The sequence below is a fragment of the Geobacter benzoatilyticus genome (assembly GCF_017338855.1).
GTDB classification, from domain to species: domain Bacteria; phylum Desulfobacterota; class Desulfuromonadia; order Geobacterales; family Geobacteraceae; genus Geobacter; species Geobacter benzoatilyticus.
This window is the reverse complement of sequence record NZ_CP071382.1, coordinates 1,828,165-1,851,012: the sequence shown is the minus strand read 5'-3', so window position 1 is coordinate 1,851,012 and position 22,848 is coordinate 1,828,165. Positions and strand designations below refer to the sequence as shown.

Sequence of the window (22,848 nt, the reverse complement as noted above, 5' to 3'; positions counted from 1 at the left end):
GGAAACCTGTCAGGGGAAAACGGGAAGCAGTTCCAGCCCCATCGTCTCGGGAAAGCCGTACATGATATTCATGTTCTGCACCGCCTGACCGGCGGCACCTTTCACGAGGTTATCGATGGCGGACACAACGATGACCCTACCGGTGCGGCTGTCCACGGACAGGCCGATGTCACAGAAATTGGACCCGCGCACATGGGCGGTAGAAGGGACGTTTCCGGCGGGGAGCACGCGAACGAAGGGCTCACCCCCGTAGAATCCGGCATAGAGCTCCACCAGTTCGGCAACAGAGTGATTGCCGGTGAGGCGCGCGTAGATGGTGGAAAGAATTCCGCGATCCATGGGGACCAGATGGGGAGTGAATGTGATGGTTATCCGCTCGCCGGCCAGAAGCGACAACTCCTGCTCAATCTCGGGGATGTGCCGGTGGACTCCCCCCACGCCGTAGGCCTTGAAGCCTTCATTCACCTCGCAGAAGAGATTGTCAACCTTGGCCCCCCTTCCCGCCCCCGAAGTTCCGGATTTTGAGTCGGAAATAATGGTAGACGGATCAATGAGCCCATTTTTCAGAAGCGGCATAAGACCCAGGATGACACTCGTGGGATAACAGCCGGGGTTCCCCACGAGGCAGGCACCGGCAATCTTCTCCCTCCGCACTTCAGGAAGTCCGTAAACCGACACCTTAAGATTCTCGGGGTCCAGATGGGGCTCGTACCATTTTTCATAGACAGCCGCATCACAGAAACGGTAGTCGGCAGAGAGGTCAACAACCCGCTTGCCCAGCTTAAGAAAAGTTGGAACCACCTCCATTGCGGCCTTATGGGGAAGGGCCGTAAAGATGAGGTCGGCCTTCCCGGCTACCCTGACCGGTTCGAGATTTTCGAGCACCTGGGCGTAGCGCCCGCGCAACGTCGGGAACAGATCAGCCACGGGCCGGCTGGCGCTCTGCTCGGAAGTAATGCAGGTTACAGCGACTTCGGGATGACAGTAAAGAAGCCTGAGCAGCTCAACTCCGGTATATCCACTAGCTCCAACAACGGCTACCTTCAGCATGGGTAAACTCCTGTGCGGGAGATTGTCTGAATCAAAGTTATAAGTATAGAGAAAACATATGCAAAGCAAAAGGGGAAAACCCGTATGGATTTTCCCCTCGAACAGCCGTAGCTGAAAATGACGTGTTTAACGCTTGGAGAACTGGCAGCTTCTCCGGGCGGCACGCTTACCGTACTTCTTCCGCTCCTTGATCCGGGAGTCGCGGGTAATGAAACCGGCCTTCTTGAGGGTGCCGCGAAGCTCGACATCGACTTCGAGAAGCGCCTTGGTGATGCCATGCTTGATGGCGCCAGCCTGGCCGGAGTCGCCGCCGCCGCGAACATTCACATAGATATCGAAGTTACCGACTTTTTCAACCAGTTCCAAGGGTTGCTTAACGATCATCTTGGAAGTCTCGCGACCAAAGTAGTCGTCGATGGACTTGTTGTTGATGACGATGTTCCCCGTCCCCGGTTTCAGCCAGACCCTGGCGACCGATGATTTCCGCTTCCCCGTACCGTAGTAGCTGATTGCTGCCATTCGTTATCTCCTGATCGTATATTCTCTGATCCGATTAGATGTCTAGAGTTTTGGGCTGCTGGGCCTCGTGAGGATGCGCGGAGCCAGCATAAACCTTGAGTTTCTTGAGCATATGACGGGCAAGCTTGTTCTTGGGAAGCATTCCCTTCACGGCCTTGCGAATGAGGTCTTCCGGCTTCTTCTCGATCAGCTTGCCGGCAGTGATGGACTTGATCCCGCCGGGGAAACCGGAGTGGCTGTAGTACATCTTGTCAGCAAGCTTGTTGCCGGTGAGCTGAATCTTCTCGGCATTGATCACTACAACAAAATCACCAGTGTCCACACTAGGGGTGTAGATAGGCTTCATCTTGCCGCGCAGGATATTGGCGATCTCAGTGGCCATGCGACCGAGTACTTTGTTATCGGCATCGACCAGAAACCAGTCCCTGGTAACTTCTTCTTTTTTTGCAACCTTCGTCGTCTTCATCGAACCCTCTCAAGCTGGATGGAATAAAGAGTAAAAAACACTTTTCTCAGCGAAGGACGGATAGTACTACGACCTTTGCAAGCTGTCAACCCTAAAAAAGCACATCAATAATAGACTTCCATGAGACACAACCCCTGGGGGGGGGCTGTCGGGCCGGCAGCATGCTCGCCGGGCTGCGTCAGGAGGAGAGCCACGTCCCCGACGCTGCGCCGTCCCCGACCCACATCCACCAGGGTGCCGGCCATGATGCGAACCATATTGCGCAGGAATCCGGAACCCTTTACATCAATGTGGAGCAGATCCCCTTCCTCCGCCAGACCGACAGAGTCTATCCGCCTGACCGTAGTCCGGGCGGCGCATCCCGTGGTGCGAAAAGAGGCAAAATCATGCTCTCCCACCATGCAACCGGCCGCTCTCTCCATGGCAGCCAGGTCGAGCCCCCCCCGAACGTGCCAGGTATAATGCCGGCAGAGGGGTGAACGGCGCGCACCACGGTGAATTGTGTAGCGATAGTGCTTGCCGGTGGCGTCAAAGCGCGGATTAAAGCCCGGCCGGGCTTCGTGCGCCTCCACAACGACAATATCAGGGGGGAGGAGCGCATTGAGCCCATCTGAAAATGCGCGTACCGGAATCCCCGTGTCGGCACTGAAGGCAGCGACCATTCCCCGCGCATGTACCCCGGCATCGGTGCGCCCTGAAGAATGAACGCGAACCGCCCCCTTCAGCATCGTCGCCAAGGCCTCCTCAACCACCTGCTGAATGGTTACTCCGTTGGGTTGAATTTGCCAGCCCGCGTAGTTCGTGCCATCGTATTCAAGAATAAGTTTGATCGTGCGCATACAAAAATGAAGGACGCCCCGGAGGGCGCCCCGTTCTTTGTGACAGGCCCCATGCATCCCGGCCGAGGGAACGCTCGGCCGCCAGCCCTATTTGAGATACTTCCCGATCAGCAGCTCGGCGATCTGGACGGCATTCGTGGCCGCCCCCTTGCGGATATTGTCCGCCACCACCCAGAGGTTTAGGCCATTATCGATGGACTCGTCCTCCCGAATGCGACCCACGAGGGTCAGATCCTGTCCGGCGGCATCAATGGCCATGGGGTAGGATGACGTGGCAGGATCGTCCACCAGCTCCACTCCCGGAGCCTCCGCCAGAAGCTCCCGGGCCTTGGCCACGGTCAGCTTTTTCTCGGTCTCGATATTCACCGATTCGGAGTGACTGTAGAATACCGGCACGCGAACAGTGGTGGCGGTGACCCTAATATCGGCCTCCAGAATCTTCCGGGTCTCGTTCACCATCTTCATTTCTTCCTTCGTGTAGCCGTTGTCGCCGAAGGAGTCGATCTGGGGAAGACAGTTGAAGGCGATCTGGTGGGGATAGACCTTCATCTCGGGAGACTTCCCCTGGAAAAGGGAAACCACCTGCTTCTGCAGCTCTTCGATGGCCTTCTTGCCGGTGCCGGAAACCGCCTGGTAGGTGGAAACCACGATCCGCCTGATGGTAGCGTAATCGTGGAGCGGCTTCAGGGCCACGACCATCTGGATGGTGGAGCAGTTTGGGTTGGCGATGATCCCCTTCTTCCGGTAATCGGCAATGGCATGGGGATTCACTTCGGGAACCACCAGCGGCACATCGGGATCCATTCTCCAGGCGCTGGAATTGTCGATGCAGACCGCCCCGGCTGCAGCGGCCGCGGGGCAGAACTCCCTGGAGCGGTCACCGCCGGCCGAAAAAAGGGCAATGTCGATCCCGTCGAAGGAATCGCGGGTCAGCTCTTCCACCATCACCGGCTTCCCCTTGAACTCCAGCACCTCGCCGGCGCTCCGGGCGCTGGCGAGGCATCGGATGTTCCCCACGGGAAAGTTCCGCTCTTCGAGGCATTCCAACATCTGTCCGCCCACGGCGCCGGTGGCGCCGACGACGGCCACGTTCCACAGCTTCGCCATTCGTTACTTCTCCACGAGGATGCGAAGCATCCGGCGCAACGGCTCGGCGGCACCCCAGAGGAGCTGGTCGCCGCAGGTGAAGGCCTGCAGGTACTGGGGTCCCATCTTCATCTTGCGGACCCGTCCCACCGGCACGGTGAGGAGCCCGGAAACGGCGGCCGGAGTCAGATCGGCAAGGGTTTCCGCCTTGGTATTGGGTACAAACTTCACCCACTGGTTGTCATTTTTGATCAACTCTTCGATATCGGCCAGGGGGACGTCCTTGTTCAGCTTGATGGTCATGGCCTGGCTGTGGCAACGCATGGCGCCGACCCGGACACATATGCCGTCAACCGGGATAGGTGTGGTGGTGCCGAGGATCTTGTTGGTCTCGGCGAATCCTTTCCACTCTTCCCGGCTCTGGCCGTCTTCCACCTCCCGATCGATCCAGGGGAGAACGCTGCCGGCAAGCGGGAAGCCGAATTCCTTAGTCGGCATAGTGCCGCCACGCAGCTCTTCAGTCACTTTACGGTCGATGTCGAGGATGGCCGACGAGGGGTTCTTGAGGAGATCGGCCACGGAGCCATGGAGCACCCCCATCTGGGAGAGAAGCTCCCTCATATTGGGCGCACCGGCGCCGGAAGCGGCCTGGTAGGTCATGGAAGTCATCCACTCCACGAGCCCGGCCCGGAAGAGTCCCCCCAGGGCCATGAGCATGAGGCTCACGGTGCAGTTGCCGCCGATGAAATCCTTCTGCCCCTTGGCCAGGGCAGCATCGATGACGTTGCGGTTCACCGGGTCGAGGATGATGACCGCATTCGGCTCCATCCTGAGGGTGGAGGCCGCATCGATCCAGTATCCCTGCCATCCCTGCTTGCGCAGCTCGGGATGGACCGCCTTGGTGTAGTCGCCACCCTGGCAGGTGATGATGATGTCGAGCTTCTTCAGCTCTTCGATGTCATCGGCACTCTTGAGGGTGCCGGCATCCATGGGGGCGGGCTGCCCCGCCTGGGAGGTGGAGAAGAACACCGGCTCGATGCCGATTTTGAAATCGCCCTCATCCACCATCCGCTGGAGAAGAACCGAACCGACCATGCCGCGCCAACCAACGATTCCGACTTTCATAGGCAGAACTCCTTTTTATAAGGGAAAATGCTTGTTTGTTACAGGGCAGCGATAATGGCGTCGCCAATTTCTTTGGTATTGACGAGCTTCTCGCCATCTTTTTGCTGGAAGATGTCCCGGGTCCGGAAGCCCTGGTCCAGCACCTTGGCCACGGCGTTGTCGATGGCGTCGGCCGCATCCACCATGCCGAAGGAGAAGCGGAGCATCATCCCGGCAGAAAGGATCTGGGCGATTGGGTTGGCGATACCCTGGCCGGCGATGTCAGGGGCGCTGCCGCCGGAGGGCTCGTACATGCCGAAGGTTCCCTCGGCCAGGGACGCCGACGGGAGCATCCCCAGGGAGCCGGTCAGCATGGCGGCCTCGTCGGAGAGGATGTCGCCGAACATGTTCTCGCATAGGATAACGTCAAACTGCTTGGGCCAGCGAACCAGCTGCATGGCGGCGTTGTCCACGTACATGTGGGAGAGCTCCACATCGGGGTATTCCTTGGCGATGCCGGCAACCACCTCTCGCCAGAGGACCGAAGAGGAGAGGACGTTTGCCTTGTCGATGGAGCAGACCTTCTTGCCCCGTTTGCGGGCCGCCTGGAAGGCCACGTGGGTAATTCTCTCGATCTCGGGAACGCTGTAGCGCATGGTATCGTATCCGACCCGGTCGCGCCCCTCGCCGTCGATACCCTTGGGCTGGGCGAAGTAGATGCCGCCGGTCAACTCACGGATGACCAGCACATTGAAGCCTCCCGCGATAACCTCCTCCTTGAGGGAAGAGGCGCCGGTCAGGGAGGGGAAAATGATGGCGGGACGCAGGTTGGCGTAGAGTCCGAAAATCTTCCTCAAGGGCAGGAGCGCTCCCCGCTCGGGCTGCTCGTCGGGGGGAAGGGTCTCCCACTTGGGGCCCCCAACGGAGCCGAACAGGATGGCGTCGGACGCCTTGCAGATATTGACGGTGGTTTCGGGAAGGGCCTTCCCTTCAAGGTCGATGCCGGCGCCACCCACGTTGGCGTGGGTCCGCTCGAATTTCACGTCGTACTTCGCTTCCACGGCGTCCAGAACCCGAAGCGCCTCGGCCATGACCTCGGGACCGATGCCGTCACCGGGAAGAACCGCCACCTTGAAAACCTGAGACATCCCTTCACCCCCACAAAAAAATTAACAAAAGTACCCAATACTATTGAGCAAAGTACGTGATGTCAACAAAAAACAGGTCCAATCACGGCCGTACAGGGCAGGCGCTGGACCTGTTGAGAGTTACATCTGCCAGGGATAAGCGAGGTGAAATCCAGAGGGGTGCGCATGGAGGACACGATACAAAAAAGGGCGCCGACCATTAAACTGTCGGCACCCTTATCTTAGAAACTACTTACTGCTCTCACCGGCTGCACGCCAGCCTCACCATGCCTCGCCGGTCGTATTCCGGTGCGAGCCATGGCAATCCGCATCGCACGAAGGAGTGTCATACCGACTGGCGGACGTCGCCTTGGTATAGCGCAGCAGCCTGTCCTGCAAGCTGGGGGTCCCGCCACCTTTGCCGTCGGGATAGTAGCGGCTCGGCAAGCCCGGAGTAAAGGTCACGATCAGCCGGCTGACTTTGCCGCCGTGGGGGACCCTGGTGTGGCAGTACACGCAGGGGTATCTCGAGTGATTGCTCTCCGAGTGGGTATTGTTGGTATTGGTAATCGGATGGCAGTTTTTGCAGAACAGTCTCGTGTTGCCGGAATCGCTCAGCTTCCAGAACTGGCCGGTGGCGGAATTGTAGGGCCAGTCCCTCCCGACGCCCACCAGCTTCCCGTCGATACTGTGACAGTCGGAGCACTTCATGGTCTGGGTTCCCACGTTGACATTCCAGGGAGCCGACAACTGCGCCTTTGCAAGGGCCTTCGGCGCCGGAGAATTGGGATAATTGTTGAGTCCGGTAACGATGGGGTGCCCGGAGCGGTTATTGGGGTTGAATTCCATGGCCTGGTCGGTCAGCAGGAGCCCCGACGGTCCCAAAACGCTGCTCACGCCATTGGTCGCGGCTCCAAAGCCGCTGGATGAGTGGCACTTGACGCAGACCTGGTACTGCTTGGCCGCGGGAGCCACCTTTGTGTACGATGACGGGGCCGTCCAGTTCCCCCCGTTAACCGGCTCTACGCCGTTATAGGTTGTGAAGTTACTGGCATAATTCCCGTGCTTTGCCAGGTGTGACTCGGCGCCATGGCAGCTGGAGCAGGTATATGCCTGGCCCGCCGCTCCGGCGACAATCGTCTCCTTCACTTCGGCGGCGGTGCTGTCATGGCAGGTCTGGCAGACCGGGGCGGCAAAGCCCCCGTGCTGCGTAATCAGGTTGGTCCGGTGGCAGGTCCCGCAGGTGCCCGTCCCTAGAGTAGCCACGTGTCCCGCCATGGCCGGGGCGGCCATGGCGAGGAGCGCGGCAATTGTGGTGGCTATGCGCTTCATTTCGTTTCTCCATTCGGTTCGCTGGATTCTTTTCACGGTATTCCTCCCTTACTGGATCTGGAAGGCCCCCTCGGCAACGTACAGGCTGCTCGAGGTGGGGGTGACGCGGAACTTCATCCAGCCGTAGCCGTTCATCCGATGGGCGATGGAGGTGACGTCGATGTCCTTCCACCCCGTGCTGTTCGTGCTGAGGCTTGTGGAGTAGCTGGTGTTCACCGAGGTCCCGTCGGATTTGTACGGGTAGATCCGCAGGGTCCGCGAGTAGCTGATGGATGAGACGTATACCCGCAGCACAACCTTGGTGGCGGTCAGGGCGTCACGGTTCAGTTGCATGGCGATGACGTAGCTGTTCCGGCTGCTGTTCTGTAGCAGGTAACGGTCGGTCAGGTTGCTGTCCCGGAATTTGGCGGTTACGTCACTGCTGTTCCGGTCCGAGGAGGTGACGGAATACAGCTGCTGCATGTATTGAACCTGGTCGGCGAATACCGAACCGGTGGTGGCCTGCTCCTGGACCGTGACGACTACGGTGTCGCTGGCGCTGGCGCCGATGTTGTCGGTGACGGTGAGGGTCACGGTGTAGGTGCCGGCGGTGGCGTAGGTTTTGGTTACTGTTATGCCGCTGGCACTGGTGCCGTCGCCGAAGTTCCATACATATGAGGCGATGGTGCCGTCTGGGTCGCTGGAGCCGGCTCCGGAGAGGGTGACGGCCTGGTTGACGGTGGTGGTTACGTCGGCACCGGCAGCGGCGACCGGGGGCTTGTTGCCGTTGTTCGAGTGGCAGGAGCCGCAGGTCTGCGGGATGCCCGCCATGCCGTCGTTGATGGGTTGCTGGTAGCCGGCTTTGCTGTGGCAGGCGAAGCAGTAGACCATTCCTTCTTCGTGCTTGGCGATGAAGCCGGTGGAGCTGTTGAGTACTACCATGTCGTGCTGGACGGCGTGGTTGCCGAAGTTGCCGATCGAGTTGTGGCAGTCGGCGCAGACTACTGGCTGCCCGCCAAGACCTTTCTGGACGGCGGCGGTTACCGCTGCGTTGCCGCTGGCGTGGCAGGCGGCGCACTGGAAGCCGCGCTGCGCGTGCAGCTCGGTCAGGTTCGTGATGTGGCAGCTGTTGCAGTCGGCGTACGGAGCGCTGACTTTGCCGGTGTGGGCCGTGGGGTGATTGTACTGGCCGTGGCAGGTGACGCAGTTGACGATCGTACCGGCCCGGCCGGCGGCGATGGCGTCCTGGACTTCGACCCGGCTGCTGGAGTGGCAGGTGGCGCAGGTGGAGGTCCGGGTCAGGTGCTCGTCAAGGACACTCTTGGTGTGGCACTGGGCGCACTCGGCGGAAGCCTGGGCCTTGTCGTGCTGGGCTACGTGGTTCACCGTGCCGTGGCAGTTGGCGCAGGAGACCTGAGTGCCCGCACGACCCGCGGCGATGGTGGCAAGCACCGTCTGGCTGGTGCTGTTGTGGCACGTGGCGCAGGTGGACGTCCGGTTCGTGTGCTCGTAGACGACTCCCTGCCCGTGGCAGCCGGCGCAGTCCGTTGGCGTCACAACCATGTCGTGCTGGGCTACGTGATCGAAACCGGCATGACAAGACGTACACGTAACCACCTCGCCGGCCTTGGCCGCGAGTATCGTCTGCTGAACCGTGACGTTGGCGCTGCTGTGGCAGGTATAGCACGTTGATGCACGGGAAAGGTGCTCGTTCACCACGCCGAGGTTGTGGCATTGGGCACAGCTCACATCGGCCATGGCGTTATTGTGGTTGGTCTTCGGGTTCATGGCCGAGTGACAGACACCGCAATCGCGCACCACAATCGGCACATAGCTGCCGCTGGCGTCGGCCACCATCTGGTGACAGTCAAGACACTGCTTCCCCTGCTCATCGATCAGTTGATGGTGCCGTCCCTGGTGGACAAGGTCGCCGTGGCAGGCGATACAATCGCGGACCACGACAGGAGCCAAGGAACCGTCCGCAGTTTCCACCATCTGGTGGCAATTGAGACATTGCTTGCCCTGGCTGTCAATCAGGCCGTGGTGTCTCTCGGCAGTTTTCCCCGCCGCATCGTTGTGGCACCCCCGGCAGTTGCCCTCAACGAGGGCAAGGGCATCTGTCCGACCAAGGGCCGACAAGACAAACAAGGCCACCATTGTCAGAAGCAAAAGCCCTCTCTTAGAGCCGTTTTCCGTATTCATGTTATTTTCTCTCCCTTCAACTCCTCTATACTGCCCTTTGAATAAACTGCCATATCCTTTCTGAACTGATTTAAATGTTAGCCATAGTGAATTAGTATTTTTTGTCATTTAAACAAAAACAAAAAAAGGGCGACAGTTTCTATCTGACGCCCACAGCGGTTAATTTGTCCGTTCATGCATGCATGGGACCGGCTCCCTGACTCAAAGGATAGTGTTCATTGAACAATGGCCGGGGGCAAACTCCCCCGGCCACGCTCTTCGCTTAATCAAACCTACCAGGTCTCAGCGCCCGATATGGGGCCATGCTCACCGCAGTTGGTGCTGCAACTGGACTCGCTGTAACTTCCCGATGCGGCCTTCTTGAATGCGGTAACGCGAGGCTTATATCCCCCCTTGCCGTCACCCGTGTAGCGGTCCGGCAACCCGGAGGTAGCTGTACCAATGAGGCGCGACACCTTGCCGCCATGGGGAACCCGGATATGGCAGTCGATGCATTTGACGCCGTCGTGGTCACCCGTGGTATGCACCTGTCCCGCGCCGGAGAAGTTATGGCAGTTCCAGCAGAAGGATGTGGAGTTGCTCCTCATCGTCTGGAAGGTGCCGGTGCTCACCCCGGCCACGGTATAGGGCCACGCCTTGTTGGTCCCCTTCAGGGACCAGATGATTCCGGAGCCCTGGGGGCCGGAATCCACGAACTCGTGGCAGTCGGCGCAGGTCATGGTCTGGTTCCCCACATTGGTCCACGGCGCCTTCATTTCGGTTGTCCTCAGGGCGCGCGGGGCAAGGGAACCGGTCTGGTTGTTGAGGGTCACGACAACCGGGTGGGCAGACCTGTTAGTGGGGCTGAACTCCCAGGCCTGGTCCGTGAGATTGAGGCCGGAGGGGCCAACTACCCCCGACACGCCGTTGGTGGTGGCTCCCAAGCCGTTGGATGAGTGGCACTTGACGCAGAGCTGGTACAGCTTGGCGGCAGGATCAACCGACGTGTAACCGGTCGGGGCAGTCCAGACCGTTGTACCGTAGGTGGGCTCAACCCCGTTGTACATGGCAAAGTTCGCCATGTAATCCGGGTGCTTCTGGGCGTGTGACTCGGCGCCGTGGCAGCTGGAGCAGGTATATGCCTGGCCCGCCGCTCCGGCGACAATCGTCTCCTTCACTTCGGCGGCGGTGCTGTCATGGCAGGTCTGGCAGACCGGGGCGGCAAAGCCCCCGTGCTGCGTAATCAGGTTGGTCCGGTGGCAGGTCCCGCAGGTGCCCGTCCCTAGAGTAGCCACGTGTCCCGCCATGGCCGGGGCGGCCATGGCGAGGAGCGCGGCAATTGTGGTGGCTATGCGCTTCATTTCGTTTCTCCATTCGGTTCGCTGGATTCTTTTCACGGTATTCCTCCCTTACTGGATCTGGAAGGCCCCCTCGGCAACGTACAGGCTGCTCGAGGTGGGGGTGACGCGGAACTTCATCCAGCCGTAGCCGTCCATACGATGGGCGATGGAGGTGACGTCGATGTCCTTCCATCCCGTGCTGCTCGTGCTGAGGCTCGCGGAGTAGCTGGTGTTCACCGAGGTCCCGTCGGATTTGTACGGATAAATCCGCAGGGTCCGCGAGGAGCTGATGGACGAGACGTAGACCCGCAGCACGACCTTGGTGGCGGTCAGTGCGTCGCGGTTCAGTTTCATGGCGATGACGTAGCTGCTCCGGCTGCTGTTCTGCAGCAGGTACCGGTCGGTCAGGTTGCTGTCCCGGAATTTGGCGGTTACGTCACTGACGTTCCCGTCCGAGGAGGTGACGGAATACAGTTTCTGCATGTATTGAACCTGGTCGGCGAATACCGACCCGGAGGCGGCCTGTTCCTGAACCGTGACGACTACGGTGTCGCTGGCGCTGGCGCCGATGTTGTCGGTGACGGTGAGGGTGACGGTGTAGGTGCCGGCGGTGGCGTAGGTCTTGGTTGCCGTTACGCCGCTGGCGCTGGTGCCGTCGCCGAAGTTCCAGGCATACGAGGCGATGGTGCCGTCGGGGTCGCTGGAGCCGGCTCCGGAGAGGGTGACGGCCTGGTTGACGGTGGTGGTTACGTCGGCGCCGGCGTTGGCGACGGGCGGCTTGTTGCTGTTGTTAACGTGGCAGGAGCCGCAGGTCTGCGGGATGCCGGACATGCCGTCGTTGATGGCTTGCTGGTAGCCGGCCTTGCTGTGGCAGGTGAAGCAGTAGACCATTCCTTCTTCGTGCTTGGCTATGAACCCGGTGGGGCTGTTGAGCACTACCATGTCGTGCTGGACGGCGTGGTTGCCGAAGTTGCCGATGCTGTTGTGGCAGTCGGCGCAGACTACGGGTTGGCCCCCCAGCCCTTTCTGGACGGCGGCGGTTACCGCTGCGTTGCCGCTGGCGTGGCAGGCGGCGCACTGGAAGCCCCGCTGGGCGTGCAGCTCGGTCAGGTTCGTGATGTGGCAGCTGTTGCAGTCGGCGTACGGTGCGTTGACTTTGCCGGTGTGGGCCGTGGGGTGTTCGTACTGGCCGTGGCAGGTGACGCAGTTGACGATCGTCCCGGCCCGGCCGGCGGTGATGGCATCCTGGACTTCGACCCTGCTGCTGGAGTGACAGGTGGCGCAGGTGGAGGTCCGGGTCAGGTGCTCGTCAAGGACACTCTTGGTGTGGCACTGGGCGCACTCGGCGGAAGCCTGGGCCTTGTCGTGCTGGGCTACGTGGTTCACCGTGCCGTGGCAGTTGGCGCAGGAGACCTGAGTGCCCGCACGACCAGCGGCGATGGTGGCAAGCACCGTCTGGCTGGTGCTGTTGTGGCACGTGGCGCAGGTGGACGTCCGGTTCGTGTGCTCGTAGACGACTCCCTGCCCATGGCAGCCGGCACAGTCCGTTGGCGTCACAACCATGTCGTGCTGGGCTACGTGGTTCACACTTGCGTGGCAGCTGGAACAGTAAACCGCCGTGCCCGCCTTGCCGGTTGCGATGGCCTGCTGGACTGCGGGGACCGCGCTGGAGTGGCAGGTGGCGCAGGTGGAGGTGCGGGAGAGGTGCTCGTTCACCACGCCGAGGTTGTGGCACTGGGCGCAGTCGGCATTGGCCAGGGCCTTGTCGTGCTGCTGGATATGGTTCACCGTCCCGTGGCAGTTGGCACAGGAAACCAGCGTGCCGGAGCGGCCAAGGGTGATGGTCTGCAGCACCGTCGGGTTGGTGCTGTTATGGCAGGTGGCACAGGTGGAGGTGCGGTTCGTGTGCTCGTAGACGGGGCCCAGGTTGTGGCAGGTGGAGCAGTCGGCGGGAGTGCTCACCATGTCATGCTGGGCAACGTGGTTTACGTTGATATGGCAGTTGTTGCAGTTGACGGGCACGCCGGAGGGCCCCATGCCGATCGAGATCGTGTTCTGGACCTCGGGCTTGGTGCTGCCGTGGCAAGTGGCGCAAGTGGAAGTGCGGGAAAGGTGCTCGTCCACCACACTAAGGCTGTGGCACTGGGCACAATCGGGGGCCGTCTGAGCATTGTTGTGGGCGGCCGCATGGTCAACCATCGAATGGCAGGACCCGCATTCGTTGACATTAAGAATAGTGAACCCGCCGGTGCCGTCGGGAATTGTCTTGTGGCAATAACCACAGTCATAGCCCCGGGCAGTTCCCAAATCGTGATGCATGGTGGCATTCGTGGCGGGCGGCGGCGGGGTATGGCAGCCACGGCAATCAGCCGTGGTCAGCGCCATGGCGGTGCCCGATGCACCTGGCCCGGCCAGGAGCACCATAACCGCCATTGCTCCCGCCACCATCAGCGTCGGCAACAGCTTTCTCAATTTCGTGTACATGTTCGCTCCCTTTCTACTCCTGTTGTTAACTTCTATGGCAAAAACCTTTTACGGTTGCTAATGTGAAACCATGCAAACCATACGGCAACGCGGTTTATCATTGACCTCCCTTCGAAAAATCCGCTCCTTACAGCAACCAAAATTGCTTCCGCCCAGGGGGCACGGCGCCTAATGGCGAAGGCTCTCCGCGATATCGCGGCAACATTCCCCTGGACCGCATACAAATTACATACAGTTTACAGCAATGCCGTTCTATTTAGCATTCAACATGCCAGAGATAACTGCGGCACAGAAAAGCGTTCTTCGCACAAATTGCAGCACGCACTCCACGGGAAGCATAACTCACGGAATGGGTGCAACCGCCTGGTGGGCAACATGCGGATGCTTGCCGACCGTTTTCAGCAGCGCCTTCACTTCCGCCGGCATCTCCTTCCCCTCCTTGAGCATCGCCTTCATCTGGCCGGCCAGGTAGGAATGGTTGATGAGGAGGTCGAGCACCGACAGCATGAACTCCTGCTTCCAGGCCGAAAGATTCTCCAGATTCTGAAACTTGTGCATGAAGAATTTTTGCGATGCCCTGCCCAGATGGCGCTCAAGCTCTTCCATGGTCATATGCTTGGGCTTGATGACCGGCTCCACCAGATTGTACTTGCGGTAATCCTTGGTGCCCACGTAGGGCTCAAGCTCCGGATAGAGCTCGGCGTAGGGCCAGGGGGCGATGGCCAGGAAGAAGGCCATGTCGGGATTGTAGTGCTTGGCCAGCTCAATGGTCTGCTCGATGGATTCGGGAGTGTCGTCGGGCATGCCCAGGACGAAAGAAGTTTCAGAAACAATGTCGGCGCCGTTTATCAGATCAATGGCGGCCTTGGACTGGTCAACCTTCGTATCCTTCTTGAAGAGGTCGAGGGTCTCCTGGCTTCCGGCCTCGACCCCCACGTAGATGTGCTCGACGCCGCCTTCCCGGTACTTGTCCATGATGTCGGCATCGCGCAGGATATCGTCGACGCGGGTCTCCATGAGGAGCTTCACCGGAACCTCCCGCTCCTGCATGAGGTCCAGTATCCTGACCCACCGCTCCCGGTCGAAGGTGGGAAGCTCATCGGAGAGCATGGCCACCTGGACCCCGTGGACATTATGGAGCATCTCCAGTTCGGCCACGAAGTTCTCGGCGCTCCGGGCCCGCCACGACTGGGACCAGAAGAGTTGCTGGGAGCAGAAGGAACACTGGGATTTGCAGCCCCGGGAAGAGGAGACAATGGCAAGACGGGCATTTTTCTTGGCCCGATAGGTGTAGATGGGCCACTCCACCAGATCCCACGCCGTGGGGAGGCTGTCCAGATCATGGATATACGGAGCCTTGGGGGTTACCACCACGCCGCCGTCGCGCCAGTAGGCGATCCCGAGCACCTTCTTCGGGTCGTCGCCGGCATTGAGGCAGTGACAGAGCATGGGGAGAGTCTCCTCCCCCTCGCCCCTGACGATGTAGTCCACCGCGTCGTGGTCGTGGGTGAGAATCTCGTCGTAGCAGAAGGCGGCATGAACGTTGCCCAGCGCCGTCACAATGCGGGGGTTGATGGACTTGGCGAAGCGGAGCAGCTTCACCGCATCCACGATGGAAGCGGTATAGGCGGTCGTGGCGATCATGTCGGGACGGAACGCCTCGATCCGCTTCTGGATATCGGGCCACTTGTGCCACAGGGACATGGCGTCGTAGTAATCCACCTCGTACCCCGCCGCCCTGAGGGCCCCGGCGATATAGACGAAACCGACATTCAGCCAGGTGCCGGCCGACTCCACCACGCCGGAATGGTAGGGGGGGGTAATGAGGGCAATTCTCTTGATTTTCATGCACTACTCCTCGAAGAGGTTAAAACCATAAAGAGTTTTTAAAAGCAAAAATCGGGCCGCACCGGTCCACAGATTAACCAGCACATATATTCCCTTACGCAACGCAAGGTTATCTCTTTGGCGCCGACGGGAGCATCCCGCGACTTCACGGAACACTCCGGCGAATGACGGGGCAGGAAGGAGGGGAAGTGGTAACGGGGAGAGGAAGAATGCCCGTCAGTGGAACACCATCGAATAAACAGCCAGATAGCCGGCGCCGAAGGCCGAGAACAGAACCACGTGCTTTATGATGAGCATCCGGCGGCGGACCCGTTCGGCGTCGGGGCCGTACCAGTTCTCCACATAGGTGAAGGTGCGGCCGGCTCCGGTGGCCACGATGACCACCATGGCAACCACGCTCGTCCAGAAAAATATCCGCTCCAGGCTATTGAGAACCGTTACGATCTCAAGGGGCTGCCCGCCGTGCATCCGGTGGATCAGCACAATGGCGGCTATGGCGGCGAGCCAGATGCCGGCGGCGAAGTCGTGGAGAAAACCGTTCAAAATTACCGCAATGCTGCGAATGTTCATGGAACCGGATTCCTCCATTCTAATCCACCCTCTCCCGCGCGATCATATCCTCGATCGCCTCGCCGCAGGGGCACAGGGGGTCGTCCTTCTTGATCCTGGACACGTAACGGTTGATGGAAAACTTCATATAGAGGTCGAGGAACGAGAAAACCTTCTTCTCTCCCATGGGGCCCACCGGCTTCTCCGACGGCATCGGCGACACCTTGCCGTCCACCACATGGGCCCGGCCGATAATCTCGAACCCGTCATCGGTGCGGTAGCCAAGGTTGTCGGTCTGCACGCCGAGCACCGTCGGCAGGTTGGCCAGGTCGTAGTGGCGCAGGAGCCCCACCTCCCCCGGCGGAAGCACGCGGGAGCAGGTCTCTATATCCATGGCCGCCACCCGGCACCAGGGGAGATCCGGTTTGATCCGCTCCCGGCCTGCACCAGCCAGGAGATCCCTGAGGCTGGAGTCGGCGCTGTTCGTGGCGCTCTCGGCCATGCCGAGGACGTTGAGGCAATAGGCCGGGTCCACGCCGAAGGTGTCCCGGCACCGCTCGTAGTATTCATCGCGATCGCAGTCGCCGAAGCGCCCGCGGTAGCCGCCGCCGTCCACAATGCGGCTCCCGGCGGGGAGCGCGAAGCGGAGGCCGTTTTTCCGACAGGCGTTGAAGAAATAGATGAAGGCGGATGTGGAGCCGATGAGGGCCACCGGTTTTCCCGCCACCACCAACTCCCGGAGCCGGTCCATGAACTCCCGGATGAGAAATCCACGCCGCGTGATGAAAAAACCGCTCTGCTCGGTCCCGAAGGAGCGGATCGTCTCGGCCATGCCGATGGCCATCCCCATGGAGGGGGCCGTCTCGGGGGACGGGGCGAGGACCAGAATCGGCATCCGCTCCCCCTCGGGGAAGACGTAATCCCCCATGACCTTGCGATTGGCCGCAAGAACCAGCTCCCGGCCGTACTCGTCCCGGAAGATTATCCCCCGCAGGTCCGGGTCTGAGGTTCCCCCCGTGATATTGGCCATGACCGTCTTCTCATAGGGGAACGAAATAACCAGATTCTTCTTGAAGGCATCCGAAGGATACGCCGGTATATCCTCCCAGCGGCCTACCCCGGCGGGGTCGATCCCCTTCCCCTCGCAGTAGGCGCGATACGCCTCGTTGGCCCCGTACTGGAAGCGGAACACCTCCAGCGCCAGCGCTTCGAACCGGTCCTCCCCTTGCGGATCAGCGATATAATCGCGAATGGTCTCGAAAAGCTCCTGCCGTCTGGCATCCGGAATCATTTAAAGTACTCCGAATGGACCGAGCCGCCGATCAGCGGCGTCAAGAAGAGGGAGAGGACCGACAACAGGAAGCAGAGGATGTAGAGGTAGGCCGCCGCCTCCCCCTTCAGCCCGAAGAAACGGCGCAGGTGGAGGTAGATGCCGAAGGCCACCCAGGTAATGAGCGACCAGGTCTCGATGGGATCCCACCCCCAGAAGCGCCCCCACGACTCATAGGCCCAGATGCTACCCGCCAGCATGGCGATGGCCCAGAAGGTGAAGCTGAAACCGGCGAAGCGGAAGGCGAGGATATCCATGGTCTCCATGTCGGGAAGGCGGGAAAGCCACAGCATGCCGGTGCGCTTGCGCAGGATGTAGAAAAGGGAAAAAGCCAGGGCCACCAGCAGCGTGCAGACCGATATCTTGTAAAACGTCACGTGGAGCACGAGCCAGACGCTCCGCAGCGTCGGCGGCAGCATCTTCACCTGGGGCTCGAAGAAGATGCCGATGGCGATCATCAGGAAGGCCGCCGGGAACACCAGGATGCTCGCCGGTCTGATCTTCGGCAGGAAGTGGGCAAAGACCATGAAGAGGAAGAGCCCCATCCAGGCCTGGGAAGAAAGGACCTCGAACCGGCCGATGTAAGGGCCGTGCCCGACAATCTTCCACCACCAGAGGATGCCGATGCCGTGGACCGCAAGCCCCGCCCCCACCAGGAGGTAACTGATGCCGGCAGCCCGCTCTTTGCGGAAGATGAGGCCGGCGACATTGAATATGGTGGCGAGAACATAGATAACCACTGCCGCCCAGTGGATAATCGTAATCGTTGAGAAAGAACTTTCCATGAAAAAACGTCCCTCGCAGGAAGAAATGATTCCAGGTTTGATCCACCGGACAGCGCCGGCAGCGCAGTTACCGCACGGCCCCGCCACCGGCAGCGGGAACAGGGGGGACTGCCTTCTTGCCGGCATCCTGCTCCCCTTTAGCCTCCGAAGCGGCATCCCGAACCAGCCAGGCACCGTTCTTCTTCGCCAGGTGGTAATCCATCCGGTAGACGAACCCTTTTTCGTCCCGCTCGACTTTGCCGGTATCGATGTTCACATGCCGGAAATCCCAGACCTCCCTGGTTTTCACCGAGGCGGAGGTGGCGGAGCCAAAACGTACGTCACTGAAGGATATGTCCTTCAGCTCCGACATCATCCGGAGCCGTCCTTCGCCAAGGGCGGCCATGTGGAAGTAGACCTTGGCAACCTGGGGCTCCTCAGCCGCCTGGGTCAGCCCGGTCATGTTCATGGACGCATACCCCCGGGAAAGCAGAGCGGCATACCGCTTCACCGCACCCTTCACCGCGTCCGCATCCCCGGAGCCGATGGTGCTGCACGAAGCCGCCGCAACGGCAAGCAACAGAATTGCAATGAACCTCTTTATCATGCTGTACTGCTCCTCAAAAAAATTATCCCTGCTATTCAGCTTCGGAACCGGAAGGGGTACCCTGCGCCAGAGAGCGAAGTGCTTCAAACTCGTCGCGATAGAGCCGCTCGAAGCGGGTGGCGCGCCAGGAAAGTCGGCACCCTCCATCCACGGGAAAGAGGGAACACTCGCGGGGGGGGCAGAAATAGCTGAGCAGGCCTCCCAGGCAGACGATGAAGAAACCGAAGAAAATCCCCGCCATCCCGGTGGTATCGATAAAAATCAGCCCCCCCCACCGCTCGATCCTGACCAGTTGGGCCGTATAGTCTCCGAGCCGCCCCGTCTCCCCCACCTTCAGGGGAAGCTCTGCGGCAACCTTTCCCCCTTCCATGAGGCGCATCACGAAGAGGGGATTTCTGCCGTCCACGGAGCGCCGGTCGGCATCACCGTAAAATTTCGTTTTCAGGTTAACGGGAAGCCAGGTGAGGGCAAAATCCTTGTATGACGCCCTGTTTCGATCAACGGGATGGTCCAGCATAAAAACCTCGCCATGCTGCCGGCCATCCCTTCCCGTAAACTTCACGAAAAATGCCCTGCCGTGGGATTTCCCCTGAAAGATGCGCACTCCCCGGTACCGGACCGACTTGTTGATATGCATTGAAAACGGCTCGGCCCGGCCGGCGGCATCCACAAAGCTGAAATCTGTGGTGAGCTGCCGCATGTTGTCGTTGTCGTAATACTCCGGCACCACCCGGTCCAGCCGCACCGCGTCGGGGAGCATCAACGTTCCGGCCAGAAGCCCCCGCTCCTCCTTGGCCCACGCAGCCCCGGCATGATGTGTCTCCCCTTCCAGCAGGTCGATCACCGCCCGTTTCTCGTAGAGGAGAATCAGCAGAGACGATGCGATGGAAATCACTATCCCCAGGTGCAGGAGGAAATTCCCCCAGTATCCCCACGGATGCCGGACAAACAGGATGACTCCCTCCCTGACGCCGGTCCTCAGATACCCCAGGGAACGGAGGCCGTCGGCCAGCACGACCGCACTTGCCGACGTTTCGAAAGATTCACCCCCCGCCCCGCCCCCCCTGCTCTTGCGCAGGGCAATCCGGAACTGCTCCCAGGTGGAGAAGCAGAGCGAAACGAGAAACAGCGCCAGAAGCAGCGCGAACCAGGGAGAGGTGTAGACATGGTCGAGGGCGAACCACCGGGACAACTTCGCCAGGGTCGGGTTGGCAAGCTGCCACTTGTCGAGGTCATCGGGGGAGGAAAGAAAACGCTGCGGAAAGAAATAGCCCAGGAGTATCGCCCCGAGCATGAGGAGAATAAGGGTTATGACCGTCTTTTTGGAGAGAAAGAAACGTTTAAGCATCGGCGTACTTTACTACAATTTGCAACCATAATGTAACCGCTTTTTAACGAACCGCGCCATGACGCACCCCGACTCCCTTTGGCGGGGCGGAGAGCACCGGCATCAGCGACACTTCACCCAGGCCGGCATCGGACCTCTTATCGTAGATCCCGGAGTAAATCTTCGCCAGGTCCTTCGTCCCCCACCAGTTGTCGCGGGCCACCACATCATAGCGCTGCCGGTCGCCGAACCGGTAATCATAGCGGCGGTTGCCGCTTATGTCATTGAACCGGATGAGCGGCATCATGGCGTAGGCCGGGTCGGCCTCGTACTCGTCCGGCATGAAATCCACCCGGTTCTGCCCCGAAGGGACGAAGAAAAGCCCCACATCATTATTGCGGATCACGTTGTACTCGATGGAAACCGGCCCCTCCAGCCGGTGGTAGCGAATGCCGTAACGATTATGCTCGATATCGTTATGGGCGATGGTCATCTCGGCCCGCCCGAACCTCACCCCTTCGTCATTATCCGCAAAAACCGAGTCGCTCACCACGGCCCTGGAGAAATGGGCCTGGAACCCCGTGAAGGCGTGCTTCACCTCGCAGTAACGGAGCACGTTCTCCGCCCCCGACGTAAAGACGAGAATGTACGACCAGTCACCCCTCCGGGGCTTTTTCTCGGCGGACATGAACCGAATCCGCTGCCGCAGCGTTCCCTCCGCCACCAGCCTCCCGAGCACCCGCAACTCGCCGTCGCCGATCCCGTCCCGGTCCCGGTCGATCTTCCGGAACTTCACCACCGTTCCCGGCCGGATGGTGAGGGTCGCCCGCCGGGCCACCACCACCCTCCCGGAAATTTCCACCGTGCCGCCCCATACCGTGTCCCGGTCGATAACCGTGTCGCCCAGGCGAAGGAGCGCCCTCCGCCCGCTCGGCCCCATGGGCGTTGCCGCCCGTCCGGAGGGCTCCCGGTGCATGGGGGGAGCCATGACCCGACCGACCGTGATGGCGACATCCTTGAGCTGTCCCGCCACGGTCACCGCGTGGTCCACATTCCCTTCATACAGGCCGAACAGCTCCCCCCGGTGGGGCGATGTGCCGGAAAACTCCCGGGCCATGAGATAGTAGGTCCCCGGCTCCTTCACGGCAATGCTGAACGCGCCGGCTGCATCGGTCCGCCCGATGAACTCGGACTTCAGCCGGGGAATGTTCATCCGGAAAAGCTGCCCCGGCTCCCCCTTGAATGCCATGACCACGAGTCCCGGCGCCGGTTTCCCCTCAACATCGGTGATCCGGCCCGAAATGCCGTAGGCGCCCGGCTCCTCGGCGCTCCGCTCCCGGAACCGCGCCAGCTCGCCCCGAGTCCTCTTGACCGCAGCCCCCTCCGCCAGAAACCCCTTGACGTCATCCTTGGGATAACAGGGGATAGCCACCGTTGTTTCCATCCCATCGGCAACGGCCACCGGATTCCCCGCGTAGTAGCAGAATAGATCCCCCTTGCGCAGCTGCATCACCCCGTCCGACGCCATCCGCTTGCGGGCAACCACGGTATAGTCCCCTTCCACCGCATCCATGGCGAACCTCCCGTCGGCGCCGGTGGTCTGGGTGACAATCCCCAGCCCCTTGTACTGCTGCCCCGAGGGGGGATAGAGCGACACCAGGGCGTCGGCCACCGGCTGCCCCTTGTAGGTGACGATTCCAGCAAGCCGGGGAACTTCGGACTTTTGCAGAACGGCAGTAGTTTTGGGGGTCGCAACGAAGGGGAGCCAGAGCTTCTCGTTGGCGATGTTCACCGGATTGGCGCCATGGAAGGAGAAGTACTCAACCCCGGCATGGTTGCCCGTGGCAACAAGATGGTAGGCGCCAGGGGGAATATCCAGCCGGTAGAACCCCGGCTTGTCCCCCGGCAAGGAACGGTAAAGGGGCTCGCCTCCCCGAATATCCTCCAGGGAACCGTAGGCGGAAACCACGGCACCCTCCAAGGGGCCCTGCTCCACGACCACCACCCCTTCCACCAGCGTTGCGAGAGAGGGGGACGGGAGAAAGGCGAGAACCGCCAGGAACAGGACACCCAACAAAGGAAGCTGCCATCTCTTGTATTGGGCTCTGTCGTTACTGTTCATCAACCTGCTCCATCGAATTCACCGGGTTTCATATTGACCTTTGGTTATAATTGGTTATATTAAAACCATAAATACCGTCATCTGGCAACCGAAAGCCTTGAAACAACTAAAGAAGATAGGCGACCGCTCCATCCAGGAGCGAATTCTTACCGCCACCAGGGATTTAGAAAATTTTCCGGCATGCTCCAACATCAAGCAACTAACAAACCATCAGCATGCATATCGACTCCGCATCGGCAACTGGCGAGTCTTGTTCGACGTCTTCGAAGAAGTCCGCATCGTAAGCATCCAGGAGGTAAAAAAACGCGATGAGCACACGTACTGAATATCAAACCATAGAGCACGGAGGACAACCGGCTTTCGTACTTGTCCCCTGGGAGGAATTTAACCGCATCCGCCCGCTGCTTGAGGCAGAGAGCGCACGGGCCACCGGCATTCCTCAGCCGGTGGTCGAAGCCCATATCCTGCGTGACGTCCCCCCCATCAAGGCATGGCGGGAGCACCTCGGAATCACCCAGGAAGAACTTGCCTCCCGCATGGGAATCTCGCAGGCTGCCGTTGCCAAACTTGAACGGCCCAACTCGCGAACACGTGCCGCAACCCTTGACAAAGTCGCCGCGGCCTTGGGGATAAACAGGGCACAACTGTACCTGTAGCACCCCATGCAACACAAAACCAGGCAAGAGGCAGCTGCATCAACCCTTCAACCCAAACCATTATTTTTACGAGCCATTTCAGTTTACAAGCAATTTTACTCAATGACATGGTCACATCCCCCGCTGTCGCCCCATCTC

At 60.3% G+C, this 22,848-nt stretch carries 20 protein-coding genes; 2 read left to right on the top strand and 18 right to left on the bottom strand.

Annotation, left to right across the window (positions count from 1 at the left end; translation table 11 throughout):
- Positions 1-9 precede the first annotated feature (9 nt).
- The 18 genes from argC to JZM60_RS08565 all read right to left on the bottom strand — a co-directional run bounded on the left by argC (position 10) and on the right by JZM60_RS08565 (position 22,054).
- Entirely contained in the window at positions 10-1,050 is a 1,041-nt protein-coding gene (argC, locus tag JZM60_RS08650) for an N-acetyl-gamma-glutamyl-phosphate reductase (protein ID WP_207161842.1), read from the bottom strand.
- A gap of 126 nt (positions 1,051-1,176) precedes the next feature.
- Positions 1,177-1,569, bottom strand: a complete 393-nt coding sequence (rpsI, locus tag JZM60_RS08645; protein WP_207161841.1) for a 30S ribosomal protein S9 — start codon at positions 1,567-1,569, stop codon at positions 1,177-1,179.
- Between the two features lie 34 nt (positions 1,570-1,603).
- Positions 1,604-2,035, bottom strand: coding sequence for a 50S ribosomal protein L13 (rplM, locus tag JZM60_RS08640; RefSeq protein WP_207161840.1), 432 nt, complete (start codon positions 2,033-2,035; stop codon positions 1,604-1,606).
- A gap of 104 nt (positions 2,036-2,139) precedes the next feature.
- Positions 2,140-2,874, bottom strand: coding sequence for a tRNA pseudouridine(38-40) synthase TruA (gene truA / locus JZM60_RS08635; protein ID WP_207161839.1), 735 nt, complete (start codon positions 2,872-2,874; stop codon positions 2,140-2,142).
- Positions 2,875-2,961: 87 nt separating this feature from the next.
- A complete protein-coding gene (locus tag JZM60_RS08630; RefSeq protein WP_207161838.1) occupies positions 2,962-3,981 on the bottom strand; it encodes an aspartate-semialdehyde dehydrogenase in 1,020 nt (339 codons plus the stop codon).
- Positions 3,982-3,984: 3 nt separating this feature from the next.
- The gene (asd, locus tag JZM60_RS08625; RefSeq protein ID WP_207161837.1) at positions 3,985-5,085 is read right to left on the bottom strand and encodes an aspartate-semialdehyde dehydrogenase; all 1,101 of its coding nucleotides are present in this window, start codon (positions 5,083-5,085) and stop codon (positions 3,985-3,987) included.
- A gap of 38 nt (positions 5,086-5,123) precedes the next feature.
- Positions 5,124-6,212: a 3-isopropylmalate dehydrogenase gene (gene leuB / locus JZM60_RS08620; RefSeq protein ID WP_207161836.1), complete on the bottom strand. Its 1,089-nt coding sequence runs from the start codon at positions 6,210-6,212 to the stop codon at positions 5,124-5,126.
- A 261-nt stretch (positions 6,213-6,473) separates the two neighbouring features.
- Positions 6,474-7,559 (bottom strand): cytochrome C, encoded by a 1,086-nt coding sequence (locus JZM60_RS08615; protein WP_241426194.1) that lies wholly within the window; start codon positions 7,557-7,559, stop codon positions 6,474-6,476.
- Positions 7,560-7,571: 12 nt separating this feature from the next.
- Positions 7,572-9,704 carry a PKD domain-containing protein gene (locus JZM60_RS08610; protein ID WP_207161835.1) on the bottom strand — a complete coding sequence of 711 codons (2,133 nt, stop codon included), beginning with the start codon at positions 9,702-9,704 and terminating at the stop codon, positions 7,572-7,574.
- 272 nt (positions 9,705-9,976) lie between these two features.
- On the bottom strand, positions 9,977-11,080 hold the full coding sequence (locus JZM60_RS08605) for a NapC/NirT family cytochrome c (RefSeq protein WP_241426193.1): 1,104 nt from the start codon (positions 11,078-11,080) through the stop codon (positions 9,977-9,979).
- 12 nt (positions 11,081-11,092) lie between these two features.
- Positions 11,093-13,507, bottom strand: a complete 2,415-nt coding sequence (locus JZM60_RS08600) for a PKD domain-containing protein (protein ID WP_207161834.1) — start codon at positions 13,505-13,507, stop codon at positions 11,093-11,095.
- Positions 13,508-13,849: 342 nt separating this feature from the next.
- Positions 13,850-15,355, bottom strand: coding sequence for a B12-binding domain-containing radical SAM protein (locus JZM60_RS08595; protein ID WP_207161833.1), 1,506 nt, complete (start codon positions 15,353-15,355; stop codon positions 13,850-13,852).
- Positions 15,356-15,571: 216 nt separating this feature from the next.
- Entirely contained in the window at positions 15,572-15,925 is a 354-nt protein-coding gene (locus JZM60_RS08590; RefSeq protein WP_207161832.1) for a hypothetical protein, read from the bottom strand.
- A 19-nt stretch (positions 15,926-15,944) separates the two neighbouring features.
- The gene (locus JZM60_RS08585) at positions 15,945-17,195 is read right to left on the bottom strand and encodes a LuxE/PaaK family acyltransferase (RefSeq protein ID WP_241426192.1); all 1,251 of its coding nucleotides are present in this window, start codon (positions 17,193-17,195) and stop codon (positions 15,945-15,947) included.
- Positions 17,192-18,019: a cytochrome c biogenesis protein gene (locus tag JZM60_RS08580; protein WP_207165543.1), complete on the bottom strand. Its 828-nt coding sequence runs from the start codon at positions 18,017-18,019 to the stop codon at positions 17,192-17,194. Before JZM60_RS08580 ends, JZM60_RS08585 begins: the two co-directional genes overlap by 4 nt.
- A 67-nt stretch (positions 18,020-18,086) precedes the next feature.
- On the bottom strand, positions 18,087-18,605 hold the full coding sequence (locus tag JZM60_RS08575; RefSeq protein WP_207161831.1) for a hypothetical protein: 519 nt from the start codon (positions 18,603-18,605) through the stop codon (positions 18,087-18,089).
- A 31-nt stretch (positions 18,606-18,636) separates the two neighbouring features.
- Entirely contained in the window at positions 18,637-19,953 is a 1,317-nt protein-coding gene (locus JZM60_RS08570; RefSeq protein WP_207161830.1) for a cytochrome c biogenesis ResB family protein, read from the bottom strand.
- 43 nt (positions 19,954-19,996) lie between these two features.
- A complete protein-coding gene (locus JZM60_RS08565) occupies positions 19,997-22,054 on the bottom strand; it encodes a right-handed parallel beta-helix repeat-containing protein (protein WP_207161829.1) in 2,058 nt (685 codons plus the stop codon).
- A gap of 97 nt (positions 22,055-22,151) precedes the next feature.
- Between JZM60_RS08565 and JZM60_RS08560 the strand changes: the two genes are divergently transcribed.
- Both JZM60_RS08560 and JZM60_RS08555 read left to right on the top strand, forming a co-directional pair.
- Positions 22,152-22,379, top strand: coding sequence for a type II toxin-antitoxin system RelE family toxin (locus JZM60_RS08560; protein WP_207161828.1), 228 nt, complete (start codon positions 22,152-22,154; stop codon positions 22,377-22,379).
- Positions 22,363-22,710 (top strand): helix-turn-helix domain-containing protein, encoded by a 348-nt coding sequence (locus tag JZM60_RS08555; protein WP_207161827.1) that lies wholly within the window; start codon positions 22,363-22,365, stop codon positions 22,708-22,710. The genes JZM60_RS08560 and JZM60_RS08555 overlap by 17 nt, the downstream gene beginning before the upstream one ends.
- The last annotated feature ends 138 nt before the right edge of the window (positions 22,711-22,848 follow it).